General features: G+C 56.5%; 16 protein-coding genes. 6 read left to right on the plus strand and 10 right to left on the minus strand.

Features of this window, described 5'->3' with window-relative positions:
* Positions 1-108 precede the first annotated feature (108 nt).
* Positions 109-1878: an arginine--tRNA ligase gene (gene argS / locus HCG46_RS17015; RefSeq protein WP_168686883.1), complete on the minus strand. Its 1770-nt coding sequence runs from the start codon at positions 1876-1878 to the stop codon at positions 109-111.
* A 97-nt stretch (positions 1879-1975) separates the two neighbouring features.
* On the minus strand, positions 1976-3193 hold the full coding sequence (locus tag HCG46_RS17020; RefSeq protein ID WP_077293721.1) for a deoxyguanosinetriphosphate triphosphohydrolase: 1218 nt from the start codon (positions 3191-3193) through the stop codon (positions 1976-1978).
* 154 nt (positions 3194-3347) lie between these two features.
* On the opposite strand from HCG46_RS17020, the gene erpA reads away from it, so the two are divergent.
* Positions 3348-3689, plus strand: a complete 342-nt coding sequence (gene erpA / locus HCG46_RS17025; RefSeq protein WP_022998733.1) for an iron-sulfur cluster insertion protein ErpA — start codon at positions 3348-3350, stop codon at positions 3687-3689.
* Between the two features lie 67 nt (positions 3690-3756).
* Positions 3757-4539 carry an exodeoxyribonuclease III gene (gene xth, locus HCG46_RS17030; protein ID WP_168686884.1) on the plus strand — a complete coding sequence of 261 codons (783 nt, stop codon included), beginning with the start codon at positions 3757-3759 and terminating at the stop codon, positions 4537-4539.
* A gap of 650 nt (positions 4540-5189) precedes the next feature.
* On the opposite strand, the gene HCG46_RS17035 is transcribed toward xth, so the two are convergent.
* The gene (locus tag HCG46_RS17035) at positions 5190-6047 is read right to left on the minus strand and encodes a tetratricopeptide repeat protein (RefSeq protein WP_173013998.1); all 858 of its coding nucleotides are present in this window, start codon (positions 6045-6047) and stop codon (positions 5190-5192) included.
* 588 nt (positions 6048-6635) lie between these two features.
* Between HCG46_RS17035 and parE the strand changes: the two genes are divergently transcribed.
* From parE to HCG46_RS17055, 4 genes are all read left to right on the plus strand, one after another.
* Positions 6636-8681, plus strand: coding sequence for a DNA topoisomerase IV subunit B (gene parE, locus HCG46_RS17040; RefSeq protein WP_168686885.1), 2046 nt, complete (start codon positions 6636-6638; stop codon positions 8679-8681).
* Between the two features lie 99 nt (positions 8682-8780).
* On the plus strand, positions 8781-9509 hold the full coding sequence (locus HCG46_RS17045) for a sulfotransferase family 2 domain-containing protein (RefSeq protein ID WP_139314249.1): 729 nt from the start codon (positions 8781-8783) through the stop codon (positions 9507-9509).
* Positions 9510-9808: 299 nt separating this feature from the next.
* Positions 9809-11257, plus strand: coding sequence for a DEAD/DEAH box helicase (locus HCG46_RS17050; RefSeq protein ID WP_168686886.1), 1449 nt, complete (start codon positions 9809-9811; stop codon positions 11255-11257).
* A gap of 105 nt (positions 11258-11362) precedes the next feature.
* On the plus strand, positions 11363-12442 hold the full coding sequence (locus HCG46_RS17055; RefSeq protein ID WP_208984159.1) for a GGDEF domain-containing protein: 1080 nt from the start codon (positions 11363-11365) through the stop codon (positions 12440-12442).
* A 74-nt stretch (positions 12443-12516) separates the two neighbouring features.
* Here HCG46_RS17055 and tenA read toward each other — a convergent pair whose 3' ends face one another.
* From tenA to sufB, 7 genes are all read right to left on the minus strand, one after another.
* Entirely contained in the window at positions 12517-13179 is a 663-nt protein-coding gene (gene tenA, locus HCG46_RS17060) for a thiaminase II (RefSeq protein ID WP_022998741.1), read from the minus strand.
* A gap of 32 nt (positions 13180-13211) precedes the next feature.
* Positions 13212-13589, minus strand: a complete 378-nt coding sequence (sufA, locus tag HCG46_RS17065; RefSeq protein WP_022998742.1) for a Fe-S cluster assembly scaffold SufA — start codon at positions 13587-13589, stop codon at positions 13212-13214.
* Positions 13590-13662: 73 nt separating this feature from the next.
* Complete coding sequence (locus HCG46_RS17070) at positions 13663-14058, minus strand: SUF system Fe-S cluster assembly protein (protein ID WP_006933232.1); 396 nt, start codon at positions 14056-14058, stop codon at positions 13663-13665.
* An 11-nt stretch (positions 14059-14069) separates the two neighbouring features.
* Positions 14070-15326 carry a cysteine desulfurase gene (locus tag HCG46_RS17075; protein WP_075283955.1) on the minus strand — a complete coding sequence of 419 codons (1257 nt, stop codon included), beginning with the start codon at positions 15324-15326 and terminating at the stop codon, positions 14070-14072.
* Positions 15327-15361: 35 nt separating this feature from the next.
* Positions 15362-16681, minus strand: a complete 1320-nt coding sequence (locus tag HCG46_RS17080; RefSeq protein ID WP_168686887.1) for a SufD family Fe-S cluster assembly protein — start codon at positions 16679-16681, stop codon at positions 15362-15364.
* A 14-nt stretch (positions 16682-16695) separates the two neighbouring features.
* Positions 16696-17451, minus strand: coding sequence for a Fe-S cluster assembly ATPase SufC (sufC, locus tag HCG46_RS17085; RefSeq protein ID WP_006933229.1), 756 nt, complete (start codon positions 17449-17451; stop codon positions 16696-16698).
* Between the two features lie 66 nt (positions 17452-17517).
* Positions 17518-18990 carry a Fe-S cluster assembly protein SufB gene (gene sufB, locus HCG46_RS17090; protein WP_031268546.1) on the minus strand — a complete coding sequence of 491 codons (1473 nt, stop codon included), beginning with the start codon at positions 18988-18990 and terminating at the stop codon, positions 17518-17520.
* Positions 18991-19046: the final 56 nt, after the last annotated feature.

Here is a 19046-nt window from a genome sequence, read left to right on the forward strand (position 1 = left end):
CGCAAATCTGATCGCTTTGTTTCGTAGTCTTGTGACATGAGCTTTACGAAAACCGGTCCACTTCAAGTCGCTGGCGAGCCATTTAGTCGTTCCCAGCGGCCATTAAAACTAGCGCATTTCTTCAGGAGCATTCACGCCGAGAATCGTTAGACCTGAAGCGAGCACCAAAGATACTGCACGAACCAAAGCAAGACGCGCTAGGGTTAATTTCAAGTTACCGGCCTGAATAAAACGTAAATGAGGCAATTCGTAGCCTTTATTCCAGTGGCCATGCAAAGAACTAGCGAGTTCATGTAGATAAAACGCAATTCTGTGCGGCTCATGTGTTTCTGCAGCTGCTTCGACCACTTTCGGCCATTCCGCCATCTTGGCGATAAGCTCCTGCTCGCCGATATCATCCAGCAAGGTGAAATCGGCCCCGGCAAGATCATCAACCGCATACCCGACTTCCTTGAACTCATCGGCCGCCTGCCGCAAGACCGAACAGCAACGCGCATGGCCGTATTGAACATAGAAGACCGGATTGTCTTTCGATTGTTCCGTAACCTTTTTGAAGTCAAAGTCCAGCGGTGCATCATTCTTGCGGAACAGCATCATGAAGCGAACCGGGTCCGGCCCGACTTCATCCACGACATCGCGCAGTGTGATAAAATCGCCGGAGCGTTTGGACATCTTGACCGGTTCGCCGTCACGCATCAGCTTCACAAGCTGGCAGAACCGGACAATAACTTCCGTCTTGCCGTCGGAGATCGCCTTCCCGACTGCCTGAAGGCGTTTGGCGTAACCGCCGTGATCGGCACCAAGCACGTAGATCGTTTCGGAAAAACCCCGTTCGAACTTGTCCTGGAAATAGGCGACGTCGGCAGCGAAATACGTGTAGGAACCATCGGACTTCTTGAGCGCCCGGTCGGTATCGTCACCAAAGTCGCTTGCGCGAAACAGTGTTTGCTCGCGGTCTTCCCAGTCATCAGGAACCTGACCCTTGGGTGGCGGAAGCGTGCCTTCGTAAATCAGCCCCTTGTTCCGGAGAGTTTCGAGCATGTGATCGATCTTCGAACCGTTGCCCGAGCCGCGATCATGCAAGGTTCTTTCGGAATAGAATACCTCGTGTTCCACACCGAGCGCTGCCAGGTCCTGCCGGATCAACTCGAGCATGGCGGCAATCGCGCGTTCCTTTACCAGCGGCAACCAGTCGCTTTCTTCCTTGCTTGCCAGCGACGGACCGAACTCTGCTTTGAGTTTTTCACCGACGGGCTTCAGGTAGTCTCCCGGATAAAGGCCAGCCGGAATGTCGCCGATGTCCTCGCCAAGTGCCTCGCGGTAACGCAGGAATGCGCTACGAGCCAGCGTATCGATCTGCGAGCCAGCATCGTTGATGTAATATTCTTTGACCACGTCATTGCCGGCAAATGCCAGAATGTTCGCCAGGGCATCACCCACGACCGCTCCACGAATATGACCGACGTGCATCGGGCCTGTCGGGTTGGCGGAAACGTATTCGACGTTGACCTTCGGAGCAGGAGAACGTTCTTGGGCTCCGAAGCGGATACCCTGATCCAATACGCTGGCCAGAACCTTGTGCCAGACCCCCTGGGCGACACGCAGGTTGATGAAACCAGGGCCGGCGATCGTCGTCTCGGTAATTTCCGGGTCAGCGTTGAGCTTGGCAACAAGCTGCTCGGCAAGATCGCGCGGCTTCATGCCGAGTGGTTTTGCAAGCACCATTGCAGCATTGGTGGCAAGATCGCCATGCGCCGGATCACGCGGGGCTTCCACGACGACTCGCGAAAGATCCGGTGCCTCTCCATTTGCATCTTTTAAATCAAGGCTTTGGAGAGCGTCTTTGACGCGCAGCGTGAAGTCCGCGAAGATATTCATAGAACACCGGTCTGGTTTTGGTTTTCAAACACAAAGCCCCCGCGCGCTGCGAAGGAAAAGCCTTCGGCGCCACGGGGCTGTAAAGTCGCCTCTGCGCCTACCCCAAATCAGGAGTGTCGTCAAACAGTCTGCGGTGCTCTTCGATGGCGTATCGGTCGGTCATTCCGGCGATATAGTCGCAAACCAGTCGCGCGACTTCCGCTTCACCCAGATTGCCAAGGCCACTGTTCCATGGTTTCGGCATGAGGTCCGGTTCCGCAAGGAACCTTGTGAAAAGGTCCCGCACAACCCGGGCAACCAGCTTTCGAACTGCAAGAACATCTTCATGCCGGTAGACCCGGGCGAACAGGAACCGTTTCACTTCCTTTTCCGCAGCCGTCATGTCCGCAGAGAAACCGACGAGACAACGCCCCGCCATGCGAATCTCCTGGACGCTTTGCGGAGCAACGTCATTCAGATTGCGCACCGCTTCGCGAATGACATCCTCGACCATGCGCGTGATCGATCGCCTGACGATCTCGTGGATACGTCGGCTCTCTTCGAGACCCGGATATTTGCCATCGACCTCGGCAAGGATGTCGGCCAGGAACGGCACATCGCGCATGTCTTCGATCGCAAACAGCCCTGCCCTCAATCCGTCATCGAGATCATGCGCGTCATAGGCAATATCATCGGCAATGGCAGCGGCCTGTGCCTCTGCACCAGGCCAGGTATGCAACAGGAGGTCCTGTTTCCTGGCATAGTCGCGGATCGCAAACGGCAACTGGCTGTCCTTGAACTTTCCGAGCGGCGCACCGCTGGCATCAATCAAGGGGCCGTTGTGCTTGACCAACCCTTCCAGAGTTTCCCAGGCCAGGTTCAGACCGTCGAATTCTGCATAGCGCTGCTCCAGATGGGTCACGACCCTCAGTGATTGCGCGTTGTGGTCGAACCCGCCGAAGGGTGCCATGCACTCATGCATGACGTCTTCGCCTTCATGCCCAAACGGCGTGTGACCGAGATCATGTGACAAGGCCAGGCATTCCGCCAGATCTTCATCAAGCCGCAAAGCTCGTGCCAGCGAGCGCGCGATTTGCGATACCTCGATGGTGTGGGTCAACCGTGTGCGAAAATGGTCACCTTCGTGATAGACGAAAACCTGCGTCTTGTGCTTGAGCCTGCGAAACGCGGAAGAATGAATAATCCTGTCCCGATCCCGCTGGAAGGGTGTCCGCGTCGGGCTGTCAGGCTCGGGGAAGAGCCTTCCCCGGCTTTCCAGAGGGTTTTCCGCGTAGATTGCGCGGGATTGTCCCCCAAATCCGATATCCGCTTTCATCAGTTTCCAGCCATCCTTCACAGAAGCGGTCCGCGTTTGCTGTTGCTCGGGCCGCGGGCAACACATTGACGCGGGCGGTCGCAAAACATACTTATCTGAACAAATCAGGTTTAACGTTCCCGCACATTGCCGGAACTAAGCGAGTCGGTGAAAGATGACCGAAACACTTGAAATTGGCGTAACAGTCAGCGACCGCGCTGCCAAGCGCATTGCATCGATTTTGTCGAAGGAACCGGGCGGCAGCATGCTGCGTGTCAGCGTGGAAGGTGGCGGATGTTCCGGACTGCAGTACAAATATGACGTGGTCGACAGCCGCGAAGACGACGACCTGGTGATCGAAAAGCCGGGGGCAACGGTTCTGATCGATTCCATTTCCCTTCAATATATGAGCGGATCGGAAATCGATTTCGTCGATGATCTGATTGGCCAATCTTTTCAGATCAACAACCCGAATGCGGTCGCCGGATGTGGCTGCGGCACCAGTTTCACGATCTGACACTGTTGCGATACCGCATTGACGCCGGTTGCCCCGGCAGTTTCGAACAATTGAGGCAACCGCGCTCATGAAAATTGCGACCTGGAACATAAACGGCGTCAAGGCACGTATCGACACTGTCCTGGAGTGGCTCAAGGAAGCGTCTCCGGATGTCGCCTGCCTTCAGGAAATCAAGTCCGTCGACGAGAACTTTCCCCGTCAACCGTTTGAAGACCTCGGTTACGCCGTCGAAACGCACGGCCAAAAGGGTTTCAACGGCGTGGCGCTTCTGTCCAAGACGCCGCTGACTGATATTCAGCGCGGCTTGCCGGGAAACGATGCGGACGAACAGGCCCGTTATATTGAAGGCAGTCTGTCGACGGAAAGCGGCCAGGTTCGAATCGGCTGTCTCTATCTTCCCAACGGCAATCCGCTGGGAACAGAAAAGTTTCCGTACAAGCTCGAGTGGATGGACCGCTTGATTGCGCATGCTCAAATGCGTCTTTCAGAGGAAACGCCATTCCTGCTGCTGGGAGACTACAATGTGATCCCCGATCCCGTGGATGCCAAGAACCCGCAGAACTGGCTGGAAGACGCTCTCTTTCAGCCTGAGAGCCGGCAACGCTTCCGTGCCCTCACCCACCTCGGCTTGACCGAAGCAGTCCGGTCCTGCAGCGAAGCGCCGGAAACCTTCACGTTCTGGGACTATCAGGCAGGTGCCTGGCAAAAGAACAATGGCATTCGGATCGATCATATTCTGATGTCTCCGCAAGCAACAGACCGGTTCTCAGGCTGCGGTATCGACAAGCATGTGCGCGGCTGGGAAAAGCCGTCGGATCATGTGCCAGTTTGGGTGAAGCTGGCTGCTTGAGACTGAAACTGCCTCCAGAAATCCAGCTCCATTGCTGATGCAGGCGTGAAGCGCGGTGCGTGCCTGGAAACCGGGCTTGCAGTCGGCTGACGTCATGGTAAGCTTTTTTCATCATGGGATGACGCTCAGCCGACCAACATCCGCGACGGCGACATGCGGAACAGACATACCGGTAACGACTTCGATTGCCGGTCGTTCGGTCTTTACTGTCACCGCATGGTTGTTTTCCGGACTGATTTTCGGTCTTGTTCTTGGGTCAGGCAGCGCGGCTCGGGCGCAAGACGTCTCTTGTACCTGCCGATACCAGGGCGAGAAATACGGCGTAGGTGAATCTATCTGCCTGAAGAGCCCATCCGGGCTGCGAATGGCGACATGTGAAATGGTGCTGAACAACACGTCCTGGCAGATCAGCAACGCGCCTTGCCCACTGACCCAAATTCAAAGCCCTGCGATCGATAAATTCACGACCAAGCGTCCCACAACACCAGCTCATCCGTCAGGTTGAAGATCACTCGCCAGATAATGCAGATTTTCTGAAACCCTGGCACGCTCCTGCTTCGAACCTGAGCAGAGATGACATGGCTTGTGCGAAAGCCATTGCAGCCGATCACACGCACCTGGTGTTCAGATCGGGCTTTACGATCTTGAGGTTATTGTGCGGGCAACTGCTGTGCGGTGAGCACGTCCGGGCGATTTTGCTTCAACCATCCGTCAGCCATTGATCTGGCCATCTGCCTGACAGGCTCGGGCGAAACCGCGAAATACTGCTCGTGCATGGAATGGATCCAGCTGGCATCCGTCCCCTTTGCCTGTTCCCGGGCAACGGTCATCCACATCAGGCCGCGAGCTTTTTTCTTGTCCGACGTACCGAGTGCATAGAGCGTTTCACCAAGGCGTGCCTGGGCACCCACATGTCCCTTGAGCGCGGCAAGATTGTACCAACGAACGGCCATGCGGCTGTTGTTTTCCTGGTACATGCGGCCAAGTTCATACTGGGCATCGGCATCGCCGAAATAGGAGGCGGCATGCGTGAAGATCTGACGGGCACGTGATTCATTCTTGGGCACAGCGCCGTCGATGCCGTTCAGATAGTAGGAACCGAGCGCAACGAAGGCGCTTGAGACGAAGGGAGCATCCGGTGCATCGGGTCGATCTTCCCCGTGCTCACGAACGATCTGACTGTAATATTCAAACGCCTTGAGGTCGTCTTCCTTGACGCCGTCGCCCGAGGCATACATTTCGCCCAGCTTCCAGGCGGCCATGGGCTGACCGTTTTCGGCGGCATACTGCAGCGACCCAAGCGCAGCGGCCTTGTCGCCGGAATAATATTGGCGGGCACCGGCCCGCAGTGCTTCAGACGGGGAAAGATCGTTCGGACCGATCGCCCGTGCAGGCGCCGGCTGACCGTCAAAGGCGGCCACGGGCCCTGTCAGGCCGATCAGGATCAACGCACCGAGCACGGTTCCGGCTCTTCCCATGCGTTGAAGCTTTGTGCTGTTCTTAGGCATCCCAGTCACACTATTATCCGTCGGCAACGAAACAGATCCCCGACGGACTTTCTTGTTTTTTGTCCGCGCCAAGCGCATTTGCTGTCTCTTTGGTCCCAAAAGCATATGCCTGCGGGACCCACTGTTTCGGAGTGGCCTAAATTGGCCGATCATTTCGTCTTAAGTTGGGCCATACGACGCCGAAATAAGACCATTTCCTGACACTTTTGTCCGGGCTGTGAACCACTTCAGGAGTTGATCCCGATCTGGTCGTCCCAGACATTAGCGTAACGGGTGACGGGCAAACATGGCCGAACAGGGGCAACGGCGGCAAACCGGGGCCCTGCAAATGACTCTGTCAGTAACTGTTGCGGAATTGGCACATATTGTGACCGCCCCTCTCCCATTCAAGACCCTTATTTCAACACAGGCGGGTTGATGATGTGTTTCCAGATCGGTTTTTTGGGCCCCTGGCTGTTGAAAACGGGGGCTTTTGGCCAATTACCTTTGCCGTTCTATCTTTGTCCTTCAAACTGAGACATGATTCGGTGTAGGTAACAGCGCTGAGTTTGTAGAAACTATGACCCAAGACCCATCAGGCGATACGGAATGAGCGCAAAAGACGATCTGTTTGCAGGCAACGCGGCGGTCTCTGCCCCAATGATACGAGATGAGCCCGCCCCAGCTCCGCAAAAGCCGCGTCCCGTTGCGCCTGTCGCGGTCAGCGACGATTATTCAGCGGCCGACATCGAGGTTCTAGAAGGGCTCGAGCCGGTTCGGCGCCGGCCAGGCATGTATATCGGCGGCACTGACGAAAAGGCGTTGCATCACCTCTTTGCCGAAGTGATCGATAACTCCATGGATGAGGCGGTTGCCGGCCATGCGACGTGGATCGACGTGTCGCTTTCCAGCGATGGCTATCTGACGATCACCGACAACGGCCGCGGTATTCCTGTCGACCCTCACCCGAAGTTCAAGGACAAGTCCGCACTCGAAGTGATCATGACGACGCTGCATGCGGGCGGCAAGTTCGACAGCAAGGTCTATGAGACCTCTGGCGGTCTGCACGGTGTCGGCATTTCCGTGGTCAATGCGCTGTCAGAGGAACTGATTGTAGAGGTCGCACGCAGCCGCAAGCTCTATCGCCAGATTTTCCGCCGCGGTCACGCCCAGGGTCCTCTCCAGCTGGTTGGCGATACCCAGAACAGACGCGGGACCCAGGTCAGCTTCAAACCAGACGATCAAATCTTCGGCAAAGGCGCCAAATTTGTCCCGGCGCGCCTTTTGAAGATGGCTCGGTCCAAGGCCTATCTTTTTGGCGGTGTCGAGATCCGCTGGCACTGCGCACCTGAATTGCTGTCTGAAAAGGACGAGACACCGGCTGAGGCCGTGTTTCACTTCCCCGGCGGTCTTCGCGACTTTCTCAACGAGAGACTGACCAAGGAACGCCGTGTCGTCGACGACGTGTTCTTCGGCCGCACCGACAACGCCGGCAAACACGGGTCCGTGGAATGGGCCGTGAGCTGGTTTGCCGGCGACGGCTTTGTCAGTTCCTACTGCAACACCGTGCCGACACCGGAAGGCGGAACTCACGAAGCGGGTTTCCGATATGCCCTGCTGCGCGGCCTCAAGGCATATGGCGAACTGACAAACAACAAGAAGGCATCCATCATCACCGGCGATGATGTGATGACATCAGCCGGCGGAATGCTGTCCGTCTTCATCCGTGAGCCTGAATTCGTCGGCCAGACCAAAGACAAACTGGCGACCAACGAAGCCACGCGCATTGCAGAGACTGCTGTGCGTGATGCATTTGACCATTGGCTGACAGCCTCCCCCAACCAGGCAAACAAGCTTCTGGAGTGGGTGATCGATCGCGCGGATGAGCGCTTGCGCCGTCGCCAGGAAAAAGACGTCGCCCGCAAGACAGCCGTGCGCAAGCTGCGCCTCCCGGGCAAACTTGCCGACTGCTCGGCAAACCAGTCCGATGGCACCGAACTCTTCATCGTGGAGGGTGACTCGGCAGGTGGCTCGGCCAAACAGGCGCGCAACCGTTCCAACCAGGCCGTCTTGCCGTTGCGCGGCAAGATCCTGAACGTCGCAAACGCCGGCCGCGACAAACTCGTCGCCAACCAGCAGCTTGCCGATCTCATCCAGGCCCTTGGCTGCGGCACGCGCTCCCAATACCGGGAAAGTGACCTGCGGTACGAGAAGATCGTCATCATGACGGATGCTGACGTCGACGGCGCCCACATTGCATCACTTTTGATTACTTTCTTTTACCGCGAAATGCCGGAGCTAATCCGTGGCGGCCATCTCTTCCTGGCCGTGCCACCACTCTATCGTCTCAGCCAGGGGGGGAAGACCCTCTATGCACGCGACGATGCCCATAAAGACGAATTGATGGAGACCGTCTTCAAGGGTAAATCCAAGGTGGAAATCGGCCGTTTCAAGGGTTTGGGTGAAATGTTGCCGGCTCAGCTGAAGGAAACGACGATGGATCCGTCCAAGCGGACCATGCTGAAGGTCGTTGTCGAAGAAGAAGCTGTAACAGACACCAACGACACCGTTGAACGGCTGATGGGCAACAAGCCGGAAGCGCGCTTCCGGTTCATTCAGGACAACGCTGAATTCGCTGAGGATCTTGATATTTAGCCGCAACAGCAGGTATTTTGATCTATATCTTTTTTTGAAGAGGTTGGGCGGGCGTATATTTTTGCCCGCACTGCCTATTTGACCGGTCGGAAACGTAGCATGTTAAACCGGATGTATTCGATACTGGACAGACGGCTTCGCCCCTTGCGAAATCATGTCTTCCTGGCTTTTCCCAAGCACAAGATCGCCTTTGCCCGTATCGCAGAACCTGCTTTTCAACTTCTGCGCCCGGTTCTTCATTGCCTTGCCGGTACCGACAAGCTCAAGGCCCTTTCCGGTTTTGATCTTCGGACCGCCGCCACGGAACGGCTGCTCTTCCATGGGAATGTGGAGTTACTGACAGCACGCGAACTCAAGCGGCGGCATCCCGAAATGAAAGTCGCGGCCTGGGTCCAGGATCCGATGCATCGGTTGGCCTACTGTTATGAGAAAGTCATCCTGAGTGCCGATCCGCTTCCTGCCTACTATGAAGAGCGCCAGTTCAATCAGGACATGACACCTCAGGAGTTCGTGTCACACGTAGCGTCGATCTCGGACCTGGAAGCAGACAATCTGTTTCGCAGCCAGACAGCTGCCCTCACCTACAAAGGTATGTTGACGGCCGATCTGATCTTGCAGCTTGAAGATTTCGACCAGTCATTCGCAACTTTTCTTTCGGAAAGCTCTCTCAGGTTCCGCACGAAATCTCCTGTCGCGTATCACGTGGACAATTTTGTCGGCAGGGACACGCTGCTGTCCTTTACCGAAGACAGCCTGGTTCAGCAGCTGCGGCGGCGCTACAAGTCAGACTACGACCTGTTCTACAAACCGGCGGCTCTTTCTGCCTGACGCTGCGCAATTTTACGTATCGAATACCGGCTGAAGCGATACTTTCGGAAACACATACCTTCGTTTGCGCCTGCATTTTGGGCAACGCATACTGATTTTCCAGCCGATTTCATGAACCAACTTGGTTGCACTATTAACTGAGATGGCAAATCGTACTCGGAATTACTCGATTTTCTTGAGATTTTACCTCTCAAGCGCATTGACACCTGAGCGCATGAATGTAGGGTGTGCGCACATTGGCACCGGCGGTTCCCACGGCGCCGCCGATTAACAATCACAACATTCGGGCAAAGCGCTCCATGGCATTTAATACTCTCGGTCTTAGCGAGAAGGTCCTCGCTGCAGTTGAAGCAGCAGGTTATAAGGAACCCACGGCAATCCAGTCGGGAGCCATTCCGCAGGTGCTTGAGCGCCGCGACATCCTTGGCATTGCCCAGACCGGAACCGGCAAGACCGCAAGTTTCACACTGCCCATGCTGACGCTGCTCGAAAAGGGCCGCGCTCGTGCGCGGATGCCGCGTACGCTCATCCTGGAACCGACGCGCGAACTCGCTGCGCAGGTTGAAGAGAATTTCGCCAAATACGGCACCAACCATAAACTCAATGTCGCCCTGCTGATCGGCGGCGTCTCCTTTTCCGACCAGGACAAGAAGCTCGACCGTGGCACAGATGTTCTGATCGCGACGCCTGGCCGTCTGCTTGATCACTTCGAGCGCGGCAAACTGTTGTTGCAGGGCGTTGAAATTCTCGTCATCGACGAAGCCGATCGTATGCTCGACATGGGCTTCATTCCGGATATCGAGCGGATCTGCAAACTGATCCCGTTCACTCGTCAGACTCTTTTCTTCTCGGCGACGATGCCACCGGAAATCCAGCGTCTGACCGAAACGTTCCTGCAGAACCCGGCCCGTATCGAAGTCGCTCCGACCTCGTCGACGGCTGAAAACGTCGCTCAGTTTCTGAAGGCAGCCGAGTCCAAGGACTACGAAAAGCGCGCAGCCCTGCGCGAACTGCTGGAAGGTGCTGAAGACCTCAAGAATGCGATTGTCTTCTGCAACCGCAAACGGGACGTGACGACGCTTTACCGGTCTCTGGAGCGTCATGAATACAACGTCGGCGCTCTCCATGGCGACATGGACCAGCGTACACGTATGATGATGCTGGACAATTTCCGGAAGGGAACGATCAAGCTCCTTGTCGCGAGTGACGTTGCCGCGCGTGGCCTCGATATTCCCGAGGTCAGCCACGTCTTCAACTTCGATGTTCCGAGTAATGCCGAAGACTATGTCCACCGGATTGGCCGGACGGGCCGCGCCGGACGCAAGGGCACAGCCTTCACGCTCGTAACCGGTGAAGACCAGAAATACCTCGATGCCATTCAGACATTGATCAAGAAGGACATCGACTGGCTGGGCGATGCGATAGACTTCGAAGCTGCAGCTCAGGAACGCAAGGCACGCCGCAAGGCCGGCAAGCCTTCCAGGAACGCACGGTCGAGCAACGACAACGAGGCTGCAGAACAACCCAAGCCTTCCAATCGTCGCCGGTCGCAGAGCAAGCCACGCGAAGTCGTGGAAGAGCAGATGGAGGAACTCCCGGAAATGCTGAACCCGACACCGATCTCAAACCTGCCGCAACGGCAGACTGGCAAGCGCTCCAGAAACGATAAACTGGAACCTGCCTTCGGTGCTGGCGTTCACATTCCTGCGTTTCTTCTGCGTGAGCCTCGGCCTAAAAAGGCCTCGTAACGCCGAATTCTCTCCAGGTTTTGCTTTAAGCTTAACGGCTCCTTAAACCTTCCAGCCGAGTTTAAAACCTAGTTCTTGTGTCCGTGTGGGGCGGATTCGCAAGGCATGGGTGAGAGAAACTTGATGGCGGATGAAGACGACCATAAGCGGACTATCCAGTATGGAGAGTCCGCGATCAGTTACATCAAGAAGAATGTGCTGCCAGCCTACCCTCGTTCTTACGAGCTTTGGTACACTTACGCGGCTGGATACAATCAAGGCCTGAACAGGGCCGTCAATGAATCCATAAAATCCAACGGCAGGATCAGCACCGACGAGATGCTGACCCTTTACGGTCGCTTCCTGTCGCCGACACGGCTCGGTGATCGCCTGGATGAAGTTGGCTCCAAGGTTTCCCGGGAAGTTGAAGAACTGGTCGACACGCTAAAGCTGAGTGCCGATGCCACGTCCGATTATGGCACCGCGCTCGAGCAGGCAGGCGAAAAGATCAGGTCAGTTTCCGATCCGGAGAAATTACAGAACTACGTCACACATCTGGTGAAATCGACCCAGAATGCAGTTGCGTCCAACCGCAAGCTGGAGAGCCAGCTGCTTGAGTCCAAGAAACACATTGAGAACCTGCAGTCGTCACTGGAAGCGATCCGCTACGAATCCCTCACGGACGAGCTGACAACACTCAACAATCGCAAACACTTCGAGAACTCGATTGAACGGGTCATCGATCAATCAAAGGAGAGCGGTCGTGGCTTCTCCTTGCTGATGACCGATATCGATCACTTCAAGAAGTTCAACGACACCTATGGCCACCAGACTGGCGACCAGGTTCTGCGACTTGTCGCACTTGCGGTTAAACAGAACATCAAGGCACAGGACATCGCCTGCCGGTATGGCGGTGAGGAATTTGCGATCATTCTGCCACATGTCGGGCTCGAAGATGCTGCCGAAATTGGCGAGAACATCCGAAATGCGGTGATGTCCAAAGAACTCGTGAAACGTTCAACGGGAGAAAATCTCGGCCGTGTGACCATCTCTGTCGGCATCGCGACCTACGAGAACATCGATACGGTCCATTCCATCGTTTCGCGCGCGGACGAAGCGCTCTACCTTGCAAAAGATGCCGGTCGAAACCTTGTGAAGACTGAAAAGGATCTTGCAGGAGTGGATCAGCGGGAAGACGTTGCCTGATCCAAGGCATTGTCCCCGATCAAGTATCGAGTCTCAAAATCCATCGGAAAACAGGGGCTGAGCAGAAAACTGTCTCAGTCTTTTGCATTCAGCCCCATTTGCCAGAAATCACTTTCCAAGCGGCAGGCCTTCTCAAAAATGGACAGGACGCGCGGATAGCGGTGCTCCGTCAACGTCTGGCCTGCAGTACCGTCGAGCCAGGCGACAAAGCCCTTTGCGAGTTCCTGATAGCCTTCGCTGGCGTATTCCCGGATCCAGCGTGCGTAGGGATTGCCATCGGTGTCGCAACCTTCCGCGGCCAGCCTGGCTCCAATTTCCGCATAACCAATTACGCAAGGTGCAAGAGCTGCCTGAAGGTCCAGGAGATCACCAGCCATTCCGGCATCGAGCACAAAGCGCGTATAAGCCATTGTGGGCGTGTCTTCTGGTGCCTGCTCGATCATGTCACGCTCCATGCCCCAACTGCGGCACATCTCGACATGCAGATCGAGTTCATCATCCAGAATCGCCTTTACCCCGTCCAGTGACTGACGCATGTCGGCGACTGACGGGCTTTTGTAGACGCCAAGCGCATAAGCGCGGGCGAACTGGATGAGAAACAGATAGTCCTGAACCAGGTAGTGCTTGAAACAAGATAACGGCAGCGTTCCCGCGCCAAGCTGCTGAACAAATGCATGACGGGTGTAGTCAGACCATTGCGGGCCGGCGTCGGCCTTCAGCCGCTCGAAAAGGCTCATGAAACTCTCATCGAATAGATAGAAAGGCGCGATCAGCGTGCCAGGGCATTCAGGTCCGCAGCCTGAAGCGAAACGGATTCCCCACAGCCACAGGCGGACACTTCATTCGGGTTCTTGAAGATGAAGCCTGAACGGAACTTCGTCACTTCGAAGTCCATTTCCGTGCCGAGCAGAAAGAGCACGGCAGAAGGATCCACGAAGAGTTTCGCCCCCTTGTCTTCAACGGCATCATCACCTGGCCGCGCCGCATCCACCATTTCCATGGTGTATTCCATACCGGCACAGCCGCCCTTCTTGATACCGACACGCAAGCCGATGGCATTCTTGTCGGAGTTCTCGACAAGTTCCTTCACGCGCTCGGCGGCGGCGTCAGTCAGGGTCATCACCTGGAATTTAGCGGCGGAAGCCATATGATCCTCGTTCAGTGCAGCGAATGCTAAACCTGATATGGGGTTTCAGCTTATCCGATTAAAGGCTTGAAGCTCAATACCAGTTGAGCGCAACCTTCGCTTCGTCAGACATGCGATCAGGTGTCCAGGGAGGGTCGAAGACCATATCGACGTTGACCGGCCCTACCCCTGCGACCGCAGAAACGGCATTTTCCACCCAGCCCGGCATTTCGCCAGCCACAGGGCAGCCAGGGGCCGTCAGGGTCATGTCGATGTTGATCGACCTGTCATCCTCGATATCGACCTTGTAGATCAGGCCAAGCTCATAGATGTCGCACGGAATTTCCGGATCGTAGACCGTCTTCAGAGCACCGATGATATCGGTGGTCAGCTGGTCGAGTTCATTTGCCGGAATGGCGCTCTTGGCCGAGACTTCCGTCTGCAACTCTTCGCCGTCCGCGCCGGTATCGATTGTGGTAGCGTTTTCCATGGGGTCCGTCCTTACCCGAAAAAGCTCTGAGCCTTCAACAGGGCTTCATACAGCGCGTCGACTTCCGCACGCGTGTTGTAAAGCCCGAAGCTTGCCCGACATGTAGAGGTCACACCATATCTTGCCAAGAGCGGCTGTGCACAATGGGTCCCTGCCCGCACGGCTACCCCTGCCCGGTCGATGATCGTGGCAACGTCGTGCGCGTGGGCGCCCTGCAGTTCGAACGAAACAATTGCGCCCTTGTCCGGCGCATCCCCGAAAATCCGCAGCGAATTGATCTCGCGCAGCTTCCGGTGGGCATAATCCTTCAGATCAGCTTCGTGGCGTGCAATGTTTTCACGGCCTATCGCATCCATATAGTCGAGAGCCGCGCCAAGACCGATTGCCTGCACGATCGGTGGCGTGCCGGCCTCAAATCTGTGTGGCGGCTCGTTATAGGTAACAAGGTCCTCGGTCACGTCGAGGATCATCTCGCCGCCGCCATTGAAGGGGCGCAAGGCTTTCAGCCGATCCGGCTTTCCCCACAAGACCCCGATGCCCGACGGGCCATAGACCTTGTGTCCAGTGAAGACATAGTAGTCGCAATCGATATCCTGAACGTCGACAGGAAGATGTACGGCCGCCTGGCTTCCGTCCACAAGCACCGGGATGCCCCGTTCATGCGCTATCCGGCAAACTTCCTTCACCGGAACGACCGTGCCCAGAACATTCGACATGTGCGTGAGCGCAACCAGTCTTGTCTTGTCCGTCAAGGTATCAGCAAAGGCATCAAGATCGAACGAGCCATCCTCGCGAACATAGACCCATTTCAGCTTCGCACCGTGACGCTCCCGATGGAAATGCCAAGGCACGATGTTGGAGTGGTGCTCCATGATCGACAGAACGATTTCACCGCCATCGGCAAAATAGTCGGGCCCGAGGCCATATGACACCAAGTTGATCGCTTCGGTCGTGGACTTGGTGAAAACCACCTCATCGACGGATCCGGCATTCAGGAAACGTCGCACTTTCTCGCGCGCGGCTTCATAGTTGTCCGTTGCGGTATTCGACAGGAAATGCAGGCCACGATGAACGTTGGCGTACTCCTCCGAGTAAGCCTTGGTCACCGCATCTATCACCTGCTGGGGTTTCTGGGCGGAAGCACCGTTATCCAGATAGACCAGCGGCTTGCCGTAAACCTCCCGCGACAGGATCGGAAAATCCCGACGGATGGTTTCGACGTCGTAACCGGTGTTGCCGGTTGTTTCTTCTGCGGTCGCGACCGTCATGCGGCGCTGCTCCTTATTCCCGTTCGCTTCAGATGTCAGTGATTGGCAAGCCAGTCACGCACACGCGCTTCCAGGCCTTCGGTCACATCGTCCTCGCCGTATTCTTCAATCGCTTCGGACAGGAAAGCGAGTACCAGAAGGGTCTTTGCCTCGTCTTCCGGAATGCCACGGGCACGAAGGTAGAAGAGCAGGTCTTCATCTATCTGTCCGCTGGTCGCACCATGGGCACACAATACGTCGTCCGCAAAAATCTCCAGCTCTGGCTTGTTCGCCATTTCCGCATCCTCGGAGAGGAGCAGAGCCTGGGTCATCATCTCGCCATCGGTTTTCTGCGCATGCTGGGCCACGTTGATGCGGCCCTGGTAGACACCCCTGGCCTCGCCGTCCAGCACGGTCTTGAAGAACTCGCGGCTGTTGCAGTGTGGCACAGCATGATCGACGATCAGTGTCTGGTCGGCAAGCGACTTGCCGCCAGCCATGGTCACGCCGTAGATCTTCGCTTCGGAGTTTTCACCGGTAAAGTTGATGAATTGCTGGTTGCGCGTGAACTGCGGTCCAGCGATGAAGCCAAGCGATTTCAGCTCGGTATCAGCGCCAAGCGTTGCGATTGTCGTGAACAGCTGCGCGGCGTCCGTCTTGCCGACGATCAATCGCGTGGCAGCAAGCGCTGCCTTGTCGGCGAGATCGTAGTCAAACACCGTGTTCAGTTCCCCTTCACCGGTATCTCCGACAAAGGTTTCCAGAAGACGTAATTTTGCGCCTTCGCCAAGTTCGATGCGGTTGCGGACGGCCTGGGCGCCCGTGGAAGTCGCCACCTGAACCAGTTCGACGGGCTTGGACACTTCCACGCCCGCCGCGACTGTCATGACGACGCCGCCTTGGAGGAAGGCAGTGTTCAAGGCAACGACACCGTCGGACGGTCCCGTCTTTGGCGACGCAATCAACTGGGTGCCTGTTTCGCCGGCAAGGGCTTCGGCAACACTTGTCAGCGTCACGCCTTCGCTGGCGAGGGCTTCGACGTCGGAAAGCGCGGCAAGATAGGAACCGTTGGCGACGACGATACGGTAGCGGTCGATATCTCCGAAACCGTCCTGTGTCTCGATCAGGCTTCTGGCCGCAGCTTCATCAGCCGATCCTGCGAGCGGGGCTGCCGACTTCATGTAGGCGCGCAGGTCGGAATACTTGTATTCCTCTACCCGGCGATGCGGCAGTCCCCGGTCCCGAATCTGGCCGAGCGCCGCTTCGCGCAGAGCCTTGACGGCAACCGAGCCGGCCAAACCGTCTTTCGCGTTGTCGAAACGCTCCAGCAGGTCGCTTTCGGCCTGGGTGTGTTTGATGGGTGCGCTGGCGTTCATATCGCTTTGCTCCCTCAGGCGGCCGTGTCGATGTAGTCGGCGTAACCGTTCTTTTCCAGCTCCAGCGCAAGGTCCTTGTCGCCGGTCTTGACGATGCGGCCCTTGGACAGAACGTGGACAACATCCGGAACGATGTGGTCAAGCAGACGCTGATAGTGGGTGATCACCACCATGGCGCGATCGGGACCGCGCAGCTTGTTAACGCCTTCAGAAACGATCCTGAGTGCGTCGATGTCGAGGCCTGAATCGGTCTCGTCGAGAACGCAGAGCTTCGGCTCCAGCAAGGACATCTGCAGAATTTCCGCACGCTTCTTCTCGCCACCCGAGAAGCCCACATTGAGCGGGCGCTTCAGCATGTCCATGGAGACGTTCAGGTGGCCGGCAGCCTCCTTCACGCGCTTCATGAAGTCCGGGATAGACAGTGTATCCTCACCACGCGCCTTGCGCTGTGCGTTCATCGCCGTCTTGAGGAATTCCATGGTGGCAACACCCGGGATCTCGATCGGGTACTGGAACGCCAGGAACAGGCCCGCAGCAGCGCGCTCATCCGGCTCCATCTCAAGAAGGTTTTCTCCGTTGAACAGGATCTCGCCTTCGGTAACCTCGTAGTCGTCCTTGCCGGCCAGGATGTAGGACAGCGTCGACTTGCCGGAACCGTTCGGGCCCATGATGGCGTGTACTTCGCCTGCATTGATGGTCAGATCGATGCCGCGCAGGATCTCTGTTTCGTCTTCCGCAATGCGGGCATGCAGGTTTTTGATCTCAAGCATTGAGATTGTTCCTCGTATTTCGGCGGGCATTCAAGGCCCAAATCAATTCGTAACTTTGCAGGCCCTCTAGCCCACGGATCCTTCCAGGCTGATCGAGATCAGCTTCTGTGCCTCGACGGCGAATTCCATCGGCAGCTGCTGGATGACGTCCTTGACGAAACCGTTGACGATCAGCGCCACGGCTTCTTCTTCGGAAAGGCCGCGCTGCAGGCAATAGAACATCTGATCGTCCGAGATCTTCGAGGTGGTCGCCTCGTGTTCGAACTGAGCCGAGGCATTCTTGCTCTCGATGTAAGGCACGGTGTGAGCACCGCAGTCCTGACCGATCAGAAGCGAGTCACATTGGGTGAAGTTGCGCGCATTCGAAGCTTTCCGGTGAGCGGAAACCAGGCCACGATAAGTGTTCTGGGACTTGCCTGCGGAAATGCCCTTGGAAATGATCCGGCTGGAAGAATTCTTGCCCAGGTGGATCATCTTTGTGCCGCTGTCGACCTGCTGGTAGCCGTTGGAAACCGCGATCGAATAGAACTCACCACGCGAATTTTCGCCGCGCAGGATGCAGGACGGGTATTTCCAGGTAATCGCCGAACCGGTCTCGACCTGCGTCCAGGAGATCTTGGAATTCTTGCCGCGGCAGTCGCCACGCTTCGTGACGAAATTATAGATGCCGCCCTTGCCGTCCTTGTCGCCCGGGAACCAGTTCTGGACTGTGGAGTATTTGATCTCCGCATCATCCAGGGCCACCAGTTCAACGACAGCGGCATGAAGCTGGTTCTCGTCACGCTGAGGTGCCGTGCACCCTTCCAGATAGGAGACGTAGGCGCCCTTCTCCGCGATGATCAGCGTGCGTTCGAACTGACCGGTGTTCTGTTCGTTGATACGGAAATACGTCGACAGTTCCATCGGGCAACGGACGCCCTCGGGAACATAGACGAAGGATCCGTCCGAGAAGACAGCCGAATTCAGCGTTGCGTAGTAGTTGTCGGTCACCGGAACGACGGAGCCGAGATATTTCTTCACCAGATCCGGATATTCGCGCAGTGCTTCGGAAATGGAGCAGAAGATGACACCGGCTTTCTTCAGCTCTTCCTTGAACGTGGTCACGACGGAAACGGAATCAAACACAGCATCGACCGCAACCCGGTTCTTCGGCTCGACACCGGCCAGGATTTCCTGCTCGCGCAGCGGAATACCGAGCTTTTCGTAGGTCGCCAGCAGTTCCGGATCGACTTCGTCCAGGCTTTTCGGGCCTTCGACGGATTTCGGGGACGCCCAGTAATAGAGGTCGTCGAGATCGATCTTCGGGTAGGAAACGCGCGCCCAGGTCGGCTCTTCCATCTGCTGAAAGCGGCGGAGCGCATCAAGGCGCCATTCGGTCATCCACTCCGGCTCATTCTTTTTCGCCGACAGAAAGCGAACGGTTTCCTCGGACAGGCCTTTGGCGCCTTTTTCCGACTCGATATCGGTCACAAAGCCGTATTTATACTGGTCGACATCGATGGCTTTCACCGTATCGATGGTTTCCTGTACAGCTGGCATGTCTTGCCTCCATTCAACAGGCCTCGTGCCTGCTTTTGTTATTTCCTGCAGGGACC

It is taken from the genome of Labrenzia sp. PO1 (genome assembly GCF_012273635.1).
GTDB classification, from domain to species: domain Bacteria; phylum Pseudomonadota; class Alphaproteobacteria; order Rhizobiales; family Stappiaceae; genus Roseibium; species Roseibium algicola.

Coding starts and splice junctions, on each gene's coding strand:
- argS (WP_168686883.1), bottom strand. CDS start 1,878: ATGAATATCTTCGCGGACTTCACGCTGCGCGTCAAAGACGCTCTCCAA.
- HCG46_RS17020 (WP_077293721.1), bottom strand. CDS start 3,193: ATGAAAGCGGATATCGGATTTGGGGGACAATCCCGCGCAATCTACGCG.
- erpA (WP_022998733.1), top strand. CDS start 3,348: ATGACCGAAACACTTGAAATTGGCGTAACAGTCAGCGACCGCGCTGCC.
- xth (WP_168686884.1), top strand. CDS start 3,757: ATGAAAATTGCGACCTGGAACATAAACGGCGTCAAGGCACGTATCGAC.
- HCG46_RS17035 (WP_173013998.1), bottom strand. CDS start 6,047: ATGCCTAAGAACAGCACAAAGCTTCAACGCATGGGAAGAGCCGGAACC.
- parE (WP_168686885.1), top strand. CDS start 6,636: ATGAGCGCAAAAGACGATCTGTTTGCAGGCAACGCGGCGGTCTCTGCC.
- HCG46_RS17045 (WP_139314249.1), top strand. CDS start 8,781: ATGTTAAACCGGATGTATTCGATACTGGACAGACGGCTTCGCCCCTTG.
- HCG46_RS17050 (WP_168686886.1), top strand. CDS start 9,809: ATGGCATTTAATACTCTCGGTCTTAGCGAGAAGGTCCTCGCTGCAGTT.
- HCG46_RS17055 (WP_208984159.1), top strand. CDS start 11,363: ATGGGTGAGAGAAACTTGATGGCGGATGAAGACGACCATAAGCGGACT.
- tenA (WP_022998741.1), bottom strand. CDS start 13,179: ATGAGCCTTTTCGAGCGGCTGAAGGCCGACGCCGGCCCGCAATGGTCT.
- sufA (WP_022998742.1), bottom strand. CDS start 13,589: ATGGCTTCCGCCGCTAAATTCCAGGTGATGACCCTGACTGACGCCGCC.
- HCG46_RS17070 (WP_006933232.1), bottom strand. CDS start 14,058: ATGGAAAACGCTACCACAATCGATACCGGCGCGGACGGCGAAGAGTTG.
- HCG46_RS17075 (WP_075283955.1), bottom strand. CDS start 15,326: ATGACGGTCGCGACCGCAGAAGAAACAACCGGCAACACCGGTTACGAC.
- HCG46_RS17080 (WP_168686887.1), bottom strand. CDS start 16,681: ATGAACGCCAGCGCACCCATCAAACACACCCAGGCCGAAAGCGACCTG.
- sufC (WP_006933229.1), bottom strand. CDS start 17,451: ATGCTTGAGATCAAAAACCTGCATGCCCGCATTGCGGAAGACGAAACA.
- sufB (WP_031268546.1), bottom strand. CDS start 18,990: ATGCCAGCTGTACAGGAAACCATCGATACGGTGAAAGCCATCGATGTC.